21 protein-coding genes are annotated in these 14,173 nt (G+C 67.4%); 19 read left to right on the forward strand and 2 right to left on the reverse strand.

Annotated elements, in window-relative coordinates; all coding sequences use genetic code 11:
* Positions 1 to 35: 35 nt before the first annotated feature.
* The 13 genes from ACEN8G_RS22115 (at position 36) to ACEN8G_RS22175 (ending at position 8,446) form a co-directional block, all read left to right on the forward strand.
* The gene (locus tag ACEN8G_RS22115; RefSeq protein WP_413415203.1) at positions 36 to 590 is read left to right on the forward strand and encodes a DUF4337 domain-containing protein; all 555 of its coding nucleotides are present in this window, start codon (positions 36 to 38) and stop codon (positions 588 to 590) included.
* Complete coding sequence (locus ACEN8G_RS22120; protein WP_413415202.1) at positions 587 to 991, forward strand: hypothetical protein; 405 nt, start codon at positions 587 to 589, stop codon at positions 989 to 991. The genes ACEN8G_RS22115 and ACEN8G_RS22120 overlap by 4 nt, the downstream gene beginning before the upstream one ends.
* Complete coding sequence (gene ruvB / locus ACEN8G_RS22125; protein ID WP_413415201.1) at positions 988 to 2,010, forward strand: Holliday junction branch migration DNA helicase RuvB; 1,023 nt, start codon at positions 988 to 990, stop codon at positions 2,008 to 2,010. The genes ACEN8G_RS22120 and ruvB overlap by 4 nt, the downstream gene beginning before the upstream one ends.
* Before the next feature lie 44 nt (positions 2,011 to 2,054).
* The gene (locus ACEN8G_RS22130; RefSeq protein WP_413415200.1) at positions 2,055 to 2,501 is read left to right on the forward strand and encodes a YbgC/FadM family acyl-CoA thioesterase; all 447 of its coding nucleotides are present in this window, start codon (positions 2,055 to 2,057) and stop codon (positions 2,499 to 2,501) included.
* A gap of 7 nt (positions 2,502 to 2,508) precedes the next feature.
* Positions 2,509 to 3,198, forward strand: a complete 690-nt coding sequence (gene tolQ / locus ACEN8G_RS22135; RefSeq protein ID WP_413415198.1) for a protein TolQ — start codon at positions 2,509 to 2,511, stop codon at positions 3,196 to 3,198.
* A gap of 4 nt (positions 3,199 to 3,202) precedes the next feature.
* Positions 3,203 to 3,646 (forward strand): protein TolR, encoded by a 444-nt coding sequence (gene tolR, locus ACEN8G_RS22140; RefSeq protein ID WP_307116370.1) that lies wholly within the window; start codon positions 3,203 to 3,205, stop codon positions 3,644 to 3,646.
* Entirely contained in the window at positions 3,643 to 4,461 is an 819-nt protein-coding gene (locus tag ACEN8G_RS22145; protein ID WP_413415197.1) for a cell envelope biogenesis protein TolA, read from the forward strand. Before tolR ends, ACEN8G_RS22145 begins: the two co-directional genes overlap by 4 nt.
* 10 nt (positions 4,462 to 4,471) lie before the next feature.
* Entirely contained in the window at positions 4,472 to 5,851 is a 1,380-nt protein-coding gene (gene tolB / locus ACEN8G_RS22150; RefSeq protein WP_413415196.1) for a Tol-Pal system beta propeller repeat protein TolB, read from the forward strand.
* Positions 5,852 to 5,919: 68 nt separating this feature from the next.
* Positions 5,920 to 6,432 (forward strand): peptidoglycan-associated lipoprotein Pal, encoded by a 513-nt coding sequence (gene pal, locus ACEN8G_RS22155; protein WP_413415195.1) that lies wholly within the window; start codon positions 5,920 to 5,922, stop codon positions 6,430 to 6,432.
* 232 nt (positions 6,433 to 6,664) lie between these two features.
* Positions 6,665 to 7,570 carry an SPFH domain-containing protein gene (locus ACEN8G_RS22160; protein ID WP_413415194.1) on the forward strand — a complete coding sequence of 302 codons (906 nt, stop codon included), beginning with the start codon at positions 6,665 to 6,667 and terminating at the stop codon, positions 7,568 to 7,570.
* Between the two features lie 10 nt (positions 7,571 to 7,580).
* Positions 7,581 to 7,799: a toxin-antitoxin system HicB family antitoxin gene (locus tag ACEN8G_RS22165; protein ID WP_307116364.1), complete on the forward strand. Its 219-nt coding sequence runs from the start codon at positions 7,581 to 7,583 to the stop codon at positions 7,797 to 7,799.
* 153 nt (positions 7,800 to 7,952) lie between these two features.
* Positions 7,953 to 8,228, forward strand: coding sequence for a hypothetical protein (locus ACEN8G_RS22170; protein WP_413415193.1), 276 nt, complete (start codon positions 7,953 to 7,955; stop codon positions 8,226 to 8,228).
* Complete coding sequence (locus ACEN8G_RS22175) at positions 8,228 to 8,446, forward strand: PF20097 family protein (RefSeq protein ID WP_413415192.1); 219 nt, start codon at positions 8,228 to 8,230, stop codon at positions 8,444 to 8,446. Before ACEN8G_RS22170 ends, ACEN8G_RS22175 begins: the two co-directional genes overlap by 1 nt.
* 4 nt (positions 8,447 to 8,450) lie before the next feature.
* Here the strand turns inward: ACEN8G_RS22175 and ACEN8G_RS22180 are convergent, their stop codons facing one another.
* Positions 8,451 to 9,287, reverse strand: coding sequence for a S1/P1 nuclease (locus ACEN8G_RS22180; RefSeq protein ID WP_413415191.1), 837 nt, complete (start codon positions 9,285 to 9,287; stop codon positions 8,451 to 8,453).
* Positions 9,287 to 10,498: an acyltransferase family protein gene (locus ACEN8G_RS22185; protein ID WP_413415190.1), complete on the reverse strand. Its 1,212-nt coding sequence runs from the start codon at positions 10,496 to 10,498 to the stop codon at positions 9,287 to 9,289. The genes ACEN8G_RS22180 and ACEN8G_RS22185 overlap by 1 nt, the downstream gene beginning before the upstream one ends.
* A 142-nt stretch (positions 10,499 to 10,640) precedes the next feature.
* On the opposite strand from ACEN8G_RS22185, the gene ispG reads away from it, so the two are divergent.
* The 6 genes from ispG to ACEN8G_RS22215 are packed head-to-tail and all read left to right on the forward strand — an operon-like array spanning position 10,641 to position 14,153.
* A complete protein-coding gene (gene ispG, locus ACEN8G_RS22190; RefSeq protein ID WP_183999496.1) occupies positions 10,641 to 11,765 on the forward strand; it encodes a flavodoxin-dependent (E)-4-hydroxy-3-methylbut-2-enyl-diphosphate synthase in 1,125 nt (374 codons plus the stop codon).
* 36 nt (positions 11,766 to 11,801) lie between these two features.
* The gene (locus ACEN8G_RS22195; protein ID WP_413415189.1) at positions 11,802 to 12,047 is read left to right on the forward strand and encodes an AbrB/MazE/SpoVT family DNA-binding domain-containing protein; all 246 of its coding nucleotides are present in this window, start codon (positions 11,802 to 11,804) and stop codon (positions 12,045 to 12,047) included.
* Positions 12,047 to 12,424 (forward strand): type II toxin-antitoxin system VapC family toxin, encoded by a 378-nt coding sequence (locus ACEN8G_RS22200; protein WP_413415188.1) that lies wholly within the window; start codon positions 12,047 to 12,049, stop codon positions 12,422 to 12,424. Before ACEN8G_RS22195 ends, ACEN8G_RS22200 begins: the two co-directional genes overlap by 1 nt.
* A gap of 3 nt (positions 12,425 to 12,427) precedes the next feature.
* Positions 12,428 to 13,330, forward strand: a complete 903-nt coding sequence (locus ACEN8G_RS22205) for a DMT family transporter (RefSeq protein WP_413415187.1) — start codon at positions 12,428 to 12,430, stop codon at positions 13,328 to 13,330.
* Positions 13,327 to 13,803, forward strand: coding sequence for a GNAT family N-acetyltransferase (locus ACEN8G_RS22210; RefSeq protein WP_307116357.1), 477 nt, complete (start codon positions 13,327 to 13,329; stop codon positions 13,801 to 13,803). The genes ACEN8G_RS22205 and ACEN8G_RS22210 overlap by 4 nt, the downstream gene beginning before the upstream one ends.
* The gene (locus tag ACEN8G_RS22215) at positions 13,803 to 14,153 is read left to right on the forward strand and encodes a TfoX/Sxy family protein (RefSeq protein WP_413415186.1); all 351 of its coding nucleotides are present in this window, start codon (positions 13,803 to 13,805) and stop codon (positions 14,151 to 14,153) included. The genes ACEN8G_RS22210 and ACEN8G_RS22215 overlap by 1 nt, the downstream gene beginning before the upstream one ends.
* Positions 14,154 to 14,173 lie beyond the last annotated feature (20 nt).

Raw genomic sequence — 14,173 nt, forward strand, 5'->3', positions numbered from 1 at the left:
TAGTCGCATCGCTGCGGGCAGGATAGGGCGAGGCCATGGAAATCGAAGTCAGCGCCGAGGCGAAGGACAAGTCGCTCAACCGCAAGGTGGCGATCACCGTGGTCGTGCTCTCGGTGTTCATGGGGCTGTGCGGGATCAAGGACGGCAACATCGTCCAGGCGATGGCCCAGGCCCAGTCGGCCTCGGTCGACAAGTGGAACGAATATCAGGCGACCAAGACCAAGCAGCATGTCGCCGAGGCGAGCCGCGTCCAGATCGCCGCGCTCGCGGAGCCCAGGCGCGCCGCGCCGGTGCTCGCCGGGCTCGACCGCGACATCGCCAAGTACAAGGCCGAAGCGCCCCGGCTTGCCGCCGATGCCAAGGCGCAGAGCGACCAATATGACGCGCTCAACGTCCATGACGACCAGTTCGACGCGAGCGACGCGGCGGTCTCCACCGCCATCTCGATCGCCGCGGTCGCCGCGCTGGTCGAGAGCGGCTGGCTGCTCTGGGCCGGCTGGGCGTTCGGCGCCTTCGGGCTGTTCATGGGACTGTGCGGGTTCCTCGGCTGGGGCTTCCATCCGGCGCTGTTGAGCGGGTTGCTGGGATGAGCGATGCCAATCATCCTTATGTTCCCGGTTGGCAGGGTGAGCGTGGCTGGACTGCGCCGGGCGAGCAGCCCTCTGGTTTCCTGTCGTTCGAGGCGGGCGATCTCGGCGCTCCATTCCGCATCGAGCATGGCCGCGACATGATGTACGATCATGGCGAGCTCCAGCAGGACTATAATTTTATCGACTATCTATTCGGCGACCCCGCCGAGCCCGTACATGCGCGCCACTATCTGGGTGATCGGCATGTGTCGGTCGATCTTCCCAGCTTGCGTACCGACGCGACGCTGGCACAAGCGCGAGCTGTCTTTCCCGATGATATTCTTCGCTATCTTCAGCGCCGCTTCGATACGGTCGAAGTGTTGACCGGCGAGGGATATCGAGAGCTTTGGACGGCAGCATGACCGATACCGATCGCCTCCTCTCCTCCGCCCGCCGCGCCGACGATGTCGACGCGGCGCTGCGCCCCAAGAGCCTCGACGAGTTCGTCGGGCAGAAGGCGGCGCGCGAGAATCTCCGCGTGTTCATCGATGCCGCCAAGTCGCGGGGCGATGCGCTGGACCATGTCCTGTTCTTCGGCCCCCCGGGCCTCGGCAAGACCACGCTCGCCCAGATCATCGCCCGCGAGATGGGCGTCGGTTTCCGCTCGACCTCGGGCCCGGTGATCGCCAAGTCGGGCGACCTCGCGGCGCTGCTCACCAATCTCGAGGATGGCGACGTCCTGTTCATCGACGAGATCCACCGGCTGAATCCCGCGGTCGAGGAAGTCCTCTACCCGGCGATGGAGGACCGTGCGCTGGACCTGATGATCGGCGAAGGGCCATCGGCGCGCTCGGTGCGGATCGACCTGCCGCGCTTCACCCTGGTCGGCGCCACAACCCGCCAGGGGCTGCTCACTCAGCCGCTCAGGGATCGCTTCGGCATCCCGGTCCGCCTCAATTTCTACAACGTCGACGAGCTGGAGAAGGTCGTCACCCGCGCCGCCCGGCTGCTCGATTTGCACGTCGCCCCCGATGGCGCACACGAGATCGCGCGGCGCTCGCGGGGGACCCCGCGCATCGCCGGGCGGCTGCTCCGCCGGGTGCGCGACTTCGCCAATGTGCTGGGCGAGGAGACGGTGCATGCCAGGGTCGCCGACCAGTCGCTGACCCGGCTCGAGGTCGACGCGCTCGGGCTGGACGCGATGGACCGGCGCTACCTCATGATGATCGCCGACATCTACAAGGGCGGCCCGGTCGGCGTGGAGACGCTGGCGGCGGGCCTGTCCGAGCCGCGCGACACGATCGAGGAAGTGATCGAGCCCTATCTGATCCAGATCGGGATGATCGCGCGCACTGCTCGTGGCCGGTGCCTCAATGCAGCGGGATGGAAGCATCTCGGCCTCAATCCTCCGTCCACCGCGCAGGAAGGGCTGTTCGACTGAGGCTGGGGGTTCCCCCATGGAAAACGCTGCGTTAGGGGCCGGGCATGGACGTCCGTTTCGCCCCTGGCCGGTTCGAGGGCCTCGAGCATCATTTCGTCCTGCGTGTCTATTTCGAGGACACCGATCTCAGCGGCGTGGTCTATCACGCCAATTATCTGCGGTTCATGGAGCGCGCCCGCTCCGATATGCTGGCCCTGGCCGGCATCGACCAGCGCGCCGCCCATGAAGCAGGCGAGGGCGCCTATGCGCTCCGCGAGGCGAACATTCGCTATCGGGCGCCGGCGCGCCTGGGCGACGAACTGGTGGTGGTCAGCAAGCTGGTCCAGCTGCGCCCCGCCGCAGTGGATATTCATCAACGAGTCATGCGCGACGTTACCATAGTGGCCGAAGCGGAGATTGAGGCGGTGTTCGTCGCCCCGTCAGGCCGTCCGCGCCGCCAGCCGGCAGCGTGGATGGAACGTTTCGCGCCGCTGGTCTTCAAGGGAAACTGAACCGATCATGGAATTCATCAGCACCGACGCCGCAACCATGTCGCCGATCGGCCTGTTCCTGCAGGCCGACTGGGTGGTGCGCGCCGTGATGATCGGCCTGCTGCTCGCGTCGCTCTGGACCTGGACGATCATTCTGAGCTTCGGCTTCCGGGTGAGCAGCGTGAAGAAGGCGATCGATCGGTTCGAGAGCGAATATCGCGAGGCAGACGACATCGACGAGTTCCACCGCCGCGCCGCCGGCCGTGACCAGCCGATCGCCCGCGTGTTCGCCGCCGGCGTCACCGAATGGCGCCGCTCGACTTCGGGCAAGGCCATCGATCGCGAAGGCACCCGCGAGCGCCTCGCCACCGCGATGGGCGCGACGATCGCCCAGGAAGTCGACAAGCTCGCCGACCGGCTGAACTTCCTCGCCACCATTGCCTCGGCAGCGCCGTTCATCGGTCTGTTCGGCACGGTATGGGGCATCATGCGCAGCTTCACCGGCATCGCCAAGGAGCAGAGCTCGTCGCTCGCCGTGGTCGCGCCGGGCATCGCCGAGGCGTTGTTCGCCACGGCGATCGGCCTGTTCGCCGCCATCCCCGCGCTGATCGCGTACAACCGCTATTCGCACGCCGTGAACCGCGTCGAGGCCCGCCTCAACCGCTTCGCCGACGGCTTCCACGCGACGCTCAGCCGCCGCCTGGAGATGGAGGCCTGATCCGGTGGCGATGCATCTCCCTTCGAACAAGTCGCGCGGCCGCCGCGCGCCGATGGCCGACATCAACGTCACGCCGCTGGTCGACGTGATGCTGGTGCTGCTGATCATCTTCATGGTCACCGCGCCGCTGCTCACCGCTGGCGTGCCGGTGAACCTGCCCGAGAGCCGGGCCAAGCCGGTCGACCAGGATCAGAAGCCCGTCCAGATCTCGATCGACGACAAGGGCCAGGTCTTCGTCGACAACGAACTGACCCCGGATGCCGCGCTGCCGGCCAAGCTCGAGGAAATCGCCGGCCGTGCGCCGGGTCCGGACGGCAAGCCGGCCGCCGTGTTCCTGCGTGCCGACCAGGGCCTGGGCTATGGCAAGGTCATGAAGGTGATGGGCGAGCTCAACCATGCCGGGCTCAACCGCGTGTCGCTGATCACCGACGCGAGCACCAAGCCGTGAACCGGACCGAGGGAGCAGGGCTGACGATTGCGCTGATCGGGCATGTCGCCCTGTTCGGCATCCTGTCGGTCGGCTTCCTCGCGACCCCCAATCCCGAAAGGCTGAAGGCGCAGCCGATCGAAGTGACGCTGGCCGACCAGGTCGCGCTGGAAAGCGCCGCGCCGGTGATCAGCAGCGAAGAGCAGAAGATGGATTATGCGCCGGAGCCGGCACCGGGCGCGCCGCAACCGGCGCCCGCCCAGCCGGATCCCGAGCCCGAAGTCGCCAAGCCTAATCCTGCGCCCGCCAAGCCGGCTCCGGCACCGGACGCCAAGGTCCAGCCGCCGGCCAAGCCCAACAAGGCGCCGACCAATCCCAACACCAGGCAGCAGCCCAATCGCAAGCCCAGTCTTGATCTCGACACCACGATCAGGGACCTGCGCAATCCCGGCGGCGTTCCCAAGCCGAACGATGCGAAAAACCCCAATCCGCCCGGCGCAGTGATGTCGAAGGAAGCGGCGACGAACATCGGCTCTGCAATCCAGCGCCAGGTCCAGCCCTGCGCGGATCGCCAGGTGAGCCCGGGCCCCGGCACCGACCGCATCAAGGCAGTCGTCCGCCTCCAGCTCAATCGCGATGGCTCGCTCGCAGCGCCGCCGCGAATCATCGGCCATAGCGGCGTCGACGAGGACAATCAGCGCTATGTCGCGCGGGTCGACGATGCGGTCCGCGCAATCTTCGCGGGCTGTTCGCCTCTGCGCAACCTGCCCCCCGATTTGTATGACGTGAAAGACGGCTGGAAGAGCTTCACGCTCAACTACCGGCTCAAATCCTGAGGAACCGATGATGATGCGCACCATGACGGCGATGGCCATAGCCCTTCTCGCGACGGCTGCCAGCGGCACCGCACAGGCGCAGGTCACACCCACGCCGGTGCCCACGCCCACGCCTTCCCAGGATGACGGCGGCCTGGTCGTCGATGTCGAGGGCGGCATGACCGCGCCGCTGCCGATCATCATTCCGGCGATGCCGACCTCGGCGGTGGCCGATACCGCGGCGGGCTCGACCGACCAGCTCGGCCAGAAGCTCGCCCAGGTGATCGACGACGACCTGCGCAACACCGGCCTGTTCAAGACGATGGGCCCGAACGCCACGCGCAGCATCTCCTATGCGGAGGTCTCGGCACCCAATTATTCGGCTTGGGGCGGCGTGACCGGCCAGGCGTTGATCCAGGGCTATGTCCGCGCCAACGGAAACGGCTCGCTGACCATCGGCTGCTATGTCTACGACATGGCCGCGCAGACCGAGCTGGTCCGCCAGGGCTTCGTGGTGGCACCGGGCGACTGGCGCCGCGCCGCGCACAAATGCGCCGACGCGGTCTATGCCCGCCTCACCGGCGAAGGGCCCTATTTCGACAGTCAGGTCGTCTACGTCGCGGAGACCGGCCCCAAGAACAAGCGCCGCAAGCAGCTGGCGATCATGGACCAGGACGGCGCCAACCACCGCTTCCTGACCAACGGCCAGTCGATCGTGCTCACCCCGCGCATGTCGCCGAAGCAGAACGCGATCGTCTATATGAGCTACACCCAGCGCAAGCCGTCCATCTATGTCTATGACATGGCGACGCGGGAGAACCGGCTGCTCGTCTCGAACGTGAGCCTCAGCTTCGCGCCGCGCTTCTCGCCGGATGGCCGCAACATCCTCTTCTCGATGGCGCAGGCCGGCAACACCGACGTCTACCGGATCGCTACCGCCGGCGGCGCGCCGCAGCGGCTGACCACCTCGCCCGGCATCGACACCGGCGGCAGCTATTCGCCCGACGGCTCGAAGATCGTGTTCGAGAGCGACCGCAGCGGCACCCAGCAGCTCTATGTGATGGACGCCGACGGCTCGAACCAGCATCGGATCAGCTTTGGCGGCGGCCGCTATGCCACGCCGGTATGGAGCCCGCGCGGCGACCTGATCGCCTTCACCCGCACCGGCGGCGGCGCCTTCCGCATCGGCGTGATGAACTCTTCGGGCCGCGGCGAGAAGCTGCTGACCAACAGCTGGGGCGACGAGGCGCCGAGCTGGTCGCCCAATGGCCGCGTGCTGATGTTCTTCCGTTCGGCCCAGGGTTCGGGCCGGCCGGACCTCTGGTCGGTGGACCTCACCGGCACCAATGCGCGGCGTATCCCCACGCCGCTCGACGGATCGGATCCCAGCTGGGGACCGATTCGCCCCTGAAACGTTACCGCATCTGTGCTAAGGGCCCGGGCAAGCGGGCTCGATGCGACATCTAGGAGGAAATGACCATGTCCAAGATCACGACTGGCCTGGTGCTCGGCATCGCGCTGATCGCCACCGCGGGTTGCACCAAGAAGCGCAATGTCGCCGATATCCCGCCCGCGCCGTCGGAGACTGGCCCGGTCAATGCGGGCGAAGGTGACAGCGACACCGTCGCCGCGCCGATCAACGAGCAGTTCCGCCGCGAGGTTTCAAGCGATACCGTGCACTTCGCCTTCGACCAGTATGACATCGATCCCGAGGCGCGTGCGATCCTCGACAGCCAGGCACAGTGGCTGACCGCGCACCCGAACACCCGGATCACGATCGAGGGCCACTGCGACGAGCGCGGCACCCGCGAGTACAACCTCGGCCTCGGCGATCGCCGCGCCAATGCCGCGAAGAACTATCTCGCCTCGCGCGGCATCTCGCCGACCCGCATCACCACGATCAGCTATGGCAAGGAGCGCCCGATCGCGCTCGGCTCGGACGACGCCAGCTGGGCGCAGAACCGCCGCGCCGTGACGATCGTCATCAGCTGAGGCGAAACTCCTTCTCCCTTTGGGAGAGGGAAGGGGCCCGCTCGCGAAGCGAGTGGGAAGGGTGAGGCTAGCCTCGCCTTTCGACCCTCCCGCCGATTGCGTCGGCTTCCTCCTCTCCCAATCGGAGAGGGATCGAAAGGCCGCCGGGAGCAATTCCGGCGGCCTTTTCGATTCCGCTTGCGGCCCCCTCCGACTCGATATAAATACGATATCATAATTTTGGGAGGTAAGAATGACCGACGTACGTAGCGCCGCGCCGGCACTGCGCCAGAGCAGCGAGAAGCCTGCAAGCACGACGAGCGGCTATGGGATGCTGCTCGTGCTGCTGATCGCCCTGGCCGCGACGGCAGGCGCGCTCACCCAGATCGACCGCATGGAGGACTGGATCGTCATCTCCTGGCTGCTCGTGTCGATCCTGGTCGAGCTGTTCGTGCTGTGCGGCTTCTATCTGCTCCAGCCCAACCAGGCGGCGGTGATCACGCTGTTCGGCGACTATCAGGGCACCGATCGCACTACCGGCCTGCGATGGGCCTGGCCGTGGCTGATCAAGAAGAAGGTCTCGGTGCGCGCCAACAACATCATCTCGGAGCGCATCAAGGTGAACGACCTGCGCGGCAATCCGATCGAGATGGCGGCGCAGGTGGTGTGGCGCGTGACCGACACCGCGCAGGCGCTGTTCGACGTCGATGACTACAAGGCGTTCGTGAACGTCCAGATCGAGGCGGCGGTGCGCACCATCGGCTCGCGCTATCCCTATGACGATTTCGAGCATCAGGAAGTCACGCTCCGCGGCAATCACGACCAGGTCGGCACCGAGCTGCGCGGCGAGCTGATCGAGCGGCTGCGTGTTGCCGGCATCACCGTCGACGAATGCGGCTTCACCCATCTGGCCTATGCCCAGGAGATCGCCGGCGCGATGCTCCGCCGCCAGCAGGCCCAGGCGGTCGTCGCCGCCCGCCAGACGCTGGTCGAGGGTGCGGTCGGCATGGTCGAGATGGCGCTTGCCCAGCTCTCCGCCAAGGATGTGGTGCATCTCGACGACGAGCGCCGCGCCGCGATGGTGTCGAACCTGATGGTGGTGCTGTGCGGCGAGCGCGATACCCAGCCGGTGGTCAACACGGGCTCGCTGTACCAGTAAGGCGAACCCCGTGTCCGACCAGCCGCCCCAGAAGAAAGCCTTTCCGCTGCGCCTCGATCCCGCCCTTTATGCGGCGATCGAGCGCTCGGCGGCGGCCGACCTCAGGAGCGTCAACGCCCAGGTCGAGTGCCTGCTGCGGGAGGCGCTGGGGAAGCGCGGGGTGAAATTGGCGGAGCCGGTGCGTGCCAAGCGCGGCCGCCCGCCCAAGGCGAAGGAAGGCGAGGACTGAACGGCATGCGGCGCGACCGCTTCGCTGCCCCGCCCTGCGGATCGAAGGAGGAAGACCGATGTTCCTTGCTGTTCATGCCCGCCGCGAGCGGATCCCGTTCCTGCTGACCCTCGCCGGCGTGGCGCTGCTCGCCGGCATCGCGGTGGCGCTGTCATGATCGGCGCCCGCTTCCGCGAGCGGGCCAGCGTCCGGCCCGGCTATTGGTTCCGCCCGAAGAAGTTCGGCCTGGGCGCGGTGCCGGTCACCTGGCAGGGCTGGGCGGCGACGATGCTGTTCGGCGGGGCCGCGGGATTGATCGTCCATGCCGGCCTGCATCGCGGCCGGATATGGTTCGTGCTGCTGGTGCCGCTGGTCGCAGCGCTGCTGTGGCTGCTCGCCAACAAGACCGATGGCGAATGGCGCGTGTTCAACTGGGGAGGGGATGCGTGATGCCCGTCCGATCGAACACCTGCCCGAAATGCCAGGCCTCGATGGAAGAAGGCTTCATCCTGGCCGATCGCGATACCTATCGGCGCCCGACGGGCTGGGTCGCCGGCCCGCCCCAGAGGCAGTTGTTCCTCGGCCTGAAGCTGCCGCACAAGCCGATCGACATCCAGAGCTGGCGCTGCCCGCGCTGCGGCTTCCTCGAGCATTACGCCAAGGGCTGACGGCTCAGCCCAGGGCCTCGTCGAGCAGGCGGGCGAGGCGCAGGCCGCCCTTGATCACCTGGTTGCGCGCCTCGGGTACCCATTTCTCGATCATCGGCTCGGTGATCGCGATGCGGCTGGTGATCGGCTTGCAGGTGTCGCCGCCATTGAGGTCGGCATAGATCGTCCTGGAAAGCTCCCAGCTGTCCTTGCCCCAGTCCTGCACGGTGCCGCCGCCGAACTTCGCGCGGTCGGCACGGCTGTAGCTGCGCACGATATTCGGGCCCGAGGTGATCGCGCGCTCGGCGAGCAGCCCGTCCCACACCGAGTGCAGGTTCAGCCGGTCGGTGGTGTAGATGCCATAGCTCACCATCGCCTTGTTGCCGCCGGCGTCATGGTCGTGCTCGGCACCGTGGAGCGGCTGGCCGATATCGCCGACGAAATGGACGAGGAAGAGCAAAGCCTTCACCCGCTCGACCTGCGGCGCCTTGCGGTCCTTGAGCAGCTTCACGTCGCGCTCGATCTGGGCGGAGACGCAATTGCCGTCCTTGCACTCCGCGGTCACATCGAACGGCTTGCACACGTCTGCGTCCTGGTAGTGCCAGACCGAGGCGTAGCGCCAGTCCGCGCCCAGCTTCTTGATGCAGTCGGCCCAGACCGATGCTTCCTCGATGTTGGTGGCGGGGCAGCCTTCGGTCTTGAGCAGGTCGGTGTGGCGGAGCAGCTGGGTGATCTTGTTGCGGGTCGTCGGGGTGACGTTGCGCCAGGCGATCGCGGCGACGGTCTGATGGCCATATTCCCAATAGGCATTGGCGGGCGCGGCAAAGCCGATCAGGGCCGCGAGGATCACGAGAAGGCGCATCAGACTACTCCAGAGGCAGGCGCAGTCTCCCTAGCAGAGCTTTCGGGCTTCGCCAGCCGGTTGAGTCCGATCAGCGGCCGCAGCCAGCCGATCCGCCGGCCGACCAGATAGGTCGCGGCGCAGACGCTCGCGGTGCCGCCGAGCAGCAGCGCGAAGTCGAGCGGGGCGCTCAGGTGCAGCGGCAGCGAATACCAGGCGATCAGCACGATCGCGGGATGGTGGACGATGTAGAAGGGGAACACCGCCTCGGCGAGCGGCTTGCGCAGGGGATGGTCGTGGTTCCAGCGCGTCTCGGCGATGTGGAACAGCGCGAGGATCATGCCCCAGGCCATGGCCGTGCGCGCGGCGCGGTCGAGCGCCATCACTTCGTGCGGGGGCACGCCGGCGCCCGGCCAGCTCAGCTCGACCGTGACGACCACCGCTCCCGCCAGCGCCGCCAGTGCCGCGCCCGGCATCCAGTTGCGTGCGATTGCCGGCCACAGCCCGGGGGCGCCGGCCAGCGCGAAGCCGAACAGGAAGATCGGCACATATTGCGCATGCCCGCCCCAGTCGCGCAGCAGCCCCTGGCGCTCGGGCGCGACGAACAGCAGCGCCAGCCGGGCCATGGCCAGCAGCGCCACCGGCGCCCAGAGCAGGCGATGGCCCTTGCCCAGCCATTCCGCCGCCCCGTCGATCGCCCGCATCAGTTGCGGGCCGCGCAGTGCCAGCGCGCCGGCGAGCAGCAGCGTATAGGCCGCGAGATAGGCGACGAACCAGAGATGCTCCCAGCTCGGGAACTCGCGGCCCCAGAAGGTCCCGCTGCGCCAGTAATCGAATGCCCAGAAATGGAGGTATCCGTGGGGATAGCCATTCTCCATCACCCGCACCCACATCTCCAGCGGCACCAGCACCGCCATGCCGAAGGCGAGCGGCACGAGCAGCCGGAGCGCACGGGACCGCGCGAACTCGCCCGGCGCCCGGTCGTAGAGCTTGCGCGAGGCATAGCCCGAGACGGCGAACAGCAGCGGCAGGCGCCACGGCGTGAGCAGCGCCATCGGCGGGATCAGCCACCCAAAGGCATATTCGGTCTTGATCACCCAGTCCCAGGGCGAGAAGGCCATCGCGATGTGATAGAGGATCAGCAGCCCGAACGCGGCGATCCGCAGCCAGTCCATGCCGTAATGGCGCTGGCTGGCGCGAGCCGTGGCAGCAGGGATCGGGTCGTGCCGCAACACAGGCCTCGCAGTTCGGAACAGCCGCCAAGCCTAGCCCGGCTTGCTTAGCAACGCGTAAAGCAGCGCCTATGCATTTCTGCATGGTATCTCGACATCGTCGCGGCTGGCCCCGCGGGGTCAAAGCGCCTATATGGCCGCCATGTCCGTACGTCCCTGGCGCGATATCGTCCGGCGGCCCAGCCGTCAGATCATGGTGGGCAATGTCCCTGTAGGCGGCGATGCGCCGGTGACGGTGCAGACCATGACCAACACCGCCACCTCCGATGCCCGCGCGACGATCGACCAGATCCGCCGCTGCGAGGATGCCGGCGTGGACATCATCCGCGTCTCCTGCCCGGACGTCGAATCGACCGCGGCATTGAAGCAGATCGTCCGCGCCAGCCGCGTGCCGATCGTCGCGGACATCCATTTCCACTACAAGCGCGCGCTCGAAGCCGCCGACGCCGGCGCCGCCTGCCTGCGCATCAACCCGGGCAATATCGGCAGTGCCGACCGGGTGAACGAAGTGGTCAACGCCGCCAAGGCCAATGGCTGCGCGATCCGCATCGGCGTCAACGCGGGTTCCCTCGAGAAGGACCTGCTCGAAAAGTACGGCGAGCCCTGCCCCGAGGCGCTGGTCGAATCGGCGCTCGACCATATCAAGCTGCTCCAGGACCGCGACTTCCACGAGTTCAAGGTCGCGGTGAAGGCATCGGACGTGTTCCTCGCCGTCGCCGCCTATCAGCAGCTCGCCGACGCGGTCGATTGCCCGCTGCACCTCGGCATTACCGAGGCAGGCGGCTTCGTCGGCGGCACGGTCAAGTCAGCGATCGGCATCGGCTCGCTGCTCTGGTTCGGCATCGGCGACACGATCCGGGTGTCGCTCTCGGCCGAGCCCGAGGAGGAAGTCCGCGTCGGCTTCGAGATCCTCAAGGCGCTCGGCATCCGCAACCGCGGCGTCCGCGTCGTCTCGTGCCCCAGCTGCGCCCGCCAGGGCTTCGACGTGATCCGCACCGTCCAGGCGCTCGAGGACCGGCTCCAGCACATCCGCACGCCGCTCTCGCTCTCGGTGCTCGGCTGCGTGGTCAACGGCCCCGGCGAGGCGCGCGAGACCGATATCGGCCTCACCGGCGGCGGCAACGGCAAGCACATGGTCTATCTGTCGGGCGTCACCGATCACACGGTGAACGACGCCGACATGCTCGATCATATCGTCAAGCTGGTCGAGGCCAAGGCCGCGGAGATCGAGGCGGCGAGCGAGGCCGCTGCGGTGGCGGCCGAATAGGTCCTGTGCTAGAGGTCAGGTCCTGGAGGGCCTGACATGACCTATCACGCCAAGGTGATCGCCGGCGGCAAGATCGTCATCCCCGCCGAGCTGCGCCGCGAGCTCGGGATCAAGGACGGCGATGTGCTGGTGCTCGATCGCGCCGCCGACGGCTCGCTGGCGGTCAGGACGCACGAGCAGGTCATCCGGGAAGGCCAGCAGAAGATTCGCGCGATGATCACCCACCCCGTCACGGTGGACGACTTCATCGCCGACAAGCGCGCAGAGGCCGAACGCGAATAATGCTCGTGCTCGACGCTTCGGCGCTCCTCGCCCTGCTGCTCGAGGAAACCGGTGCCGAACAGGTGGCGGCGGTGGTCCGCGGTTCCGAGATATCGATCGTCAATCTGTGTGAGGTAGTGACCAAATTGACGGAAGGGGGCGCCGATCCGGATGCGGTATATGGCATCGCGGTTTCCTATGGGGTCCGCGTCCAGGCCTTTCGCGAGGCGCATGCGCTGGAGGTCGCTCGACTGCGCCCGATCACAAAGTCCCTCGGCCTGTCGCTCGGCGACCGGACCTGCCTCGCGCAAGGACGGCTGAGCGAATTGCCGATCCTCACGGCAGACGCCCGCATGGCCGCCGCCGATATCGGCCTCGACATCCGCATGATCCGCTAGCCCATGCCGCGCGCCACTCCGATCCTCGCAGCCCTGCTCGCTGCTTCCGCCGGCATCGCCCTCTATTCGATCATGGATGCGGTGATGAAGGGGATCAGCCTCGTCATCGGCGCCTATGCCGCGATCTTCTGGCGGCTCGTCGCCGGCGCCGCGATCATGACCCCGCTGTTCGCCTTCAACAAGCCGCGCCTGCCCGAGCCGCGCGTGCTCAGGATCCACGCGATCCGCAGCGTGGTGATCGCGGTGATGGCGATCGCCTTCTTCTGGGGGATCGTCCGCGTGCCGCTGGCCGAGGCGATCGCGCTCACCTTCATCGCCCCGCTGATCGCTCTCGCCCTCGCCGCGATCTTCCTGAAGGAAAAGATCGGCGCCCGCTCGATCCTCGGCTCGCTGCTCGGCCTGGCCGGCGTCGGGATCATCCTGGCGGGACAGCTCGGCACGCCGCACCGGCCCGATTCGGCGCTCGGCATGGTCGCGGTGCTGGTCTCGGCGGTGTTCTATGCCGTCAACCTGGTCATCGCCCGCCACCAGGCGCAGCAGGCCAAGCCGATCGAGATCGCCTTCTTCCAGAACTGGATCATCCTCGCGATCTTCTGCGTGCCCGCACCCTGGCTGCTCGTCATGCCCGCGCCCGGCCAATGGTGGCTGGTCCTGCTCGCCGCCAGCCTGGCGATCGTCTCGCTGCTGCTGCTTTCCTGGGCCTATGCCCGGGCCGAGGCGCAGGTGCTGCTCACCGTCGAGTACACCGCGTTCGTCTGGGCGGCGATCATGGGCTGGCTATTCTTCCACGAGCCGCTGACGCTGCTCACCATCGGTGGCACCTTGCTGATCGTCGCCGGATGCCTGATGGCGGCGCGCAGCAAACCCGGCATCGCCGAGCCCGAAGTGGAGTCCGCCCTTTCATGATCACCATCCGCACCGCCGCGCCGCAGGATGTCGCGCTGATCCTCGACCTGATCCGCGAGCTCGCCTTGTACGAGCGCGAGCCCGACGCCGTGGTGGCGACCGAGGCGATGCTCCACGACGCGCTGTTCGAGCGCCGTGTGGCCGAGAGCCTGATCGCCGAGCTGGATGGCAGGCCCGTCGGCTTCGCGCTGTTCTTCCACAATTTCTCGACCTGGACCGGCAAGCCCGGCATCTATCTCGAGGACCTGTACGTCACCCCCGACGCCCGCGGCTCGGGCGCGGGCAAGGCGCTGCTCCGGCATCTGGCGGGGATCGCGCTCGACCGCGATTGCGGCCGCTTCGAATGGGCGGTGCTCGACTGGAACACGCCGGCGATCGATTTCTACCGGGCGATGGGCGCGCAGGCGATGGACGAATGGACCGTGCAGCGCGTCAGCGGCGATGCGCTGGTGGCGCTGGCCGGGCGCGGCTGATGGCGATCGACGAGGGCCTGGCCGACTGGGTCGCCGAGGCGCTCGAACCGCTCGGCACGGTCACCCGCAAGCGGCTGTTCGGCGGCGCCGCGCTCTATTTCGACGGGCTGGCCTTCGCGATCCTCGCCTTCGACGCGCTGTGGCTCAAGGCCGATGCGGAGAGCGCCGCCGAATGGGGCGACACGCCGCGCTTCTCGGTCACCCGCGAGGACGGCCGGATCCAGTCGCTCAACTATCGCCGCGCGCCCGACGAGACCTATGACGATGCCGACGAACTGCGCCGCTGGGCGCTGCTGGCGATCGAGGCGGCAAGGCGCGCGCCGCCGAAGAAGGGGAAGAAGCGCTCCTAATTCCTCCCCCAGCTTGGCTG

Origin of the sequence: Sphingomonas sp. Sphisp66 (assembly GCF_047324325.1) — a bacterium.
Lineage (GTDB): Bacteria > Pseudomonadota > Alphaproteobacteria > Sphingomonadales > Sphingomonadaceae > Sphingomonas.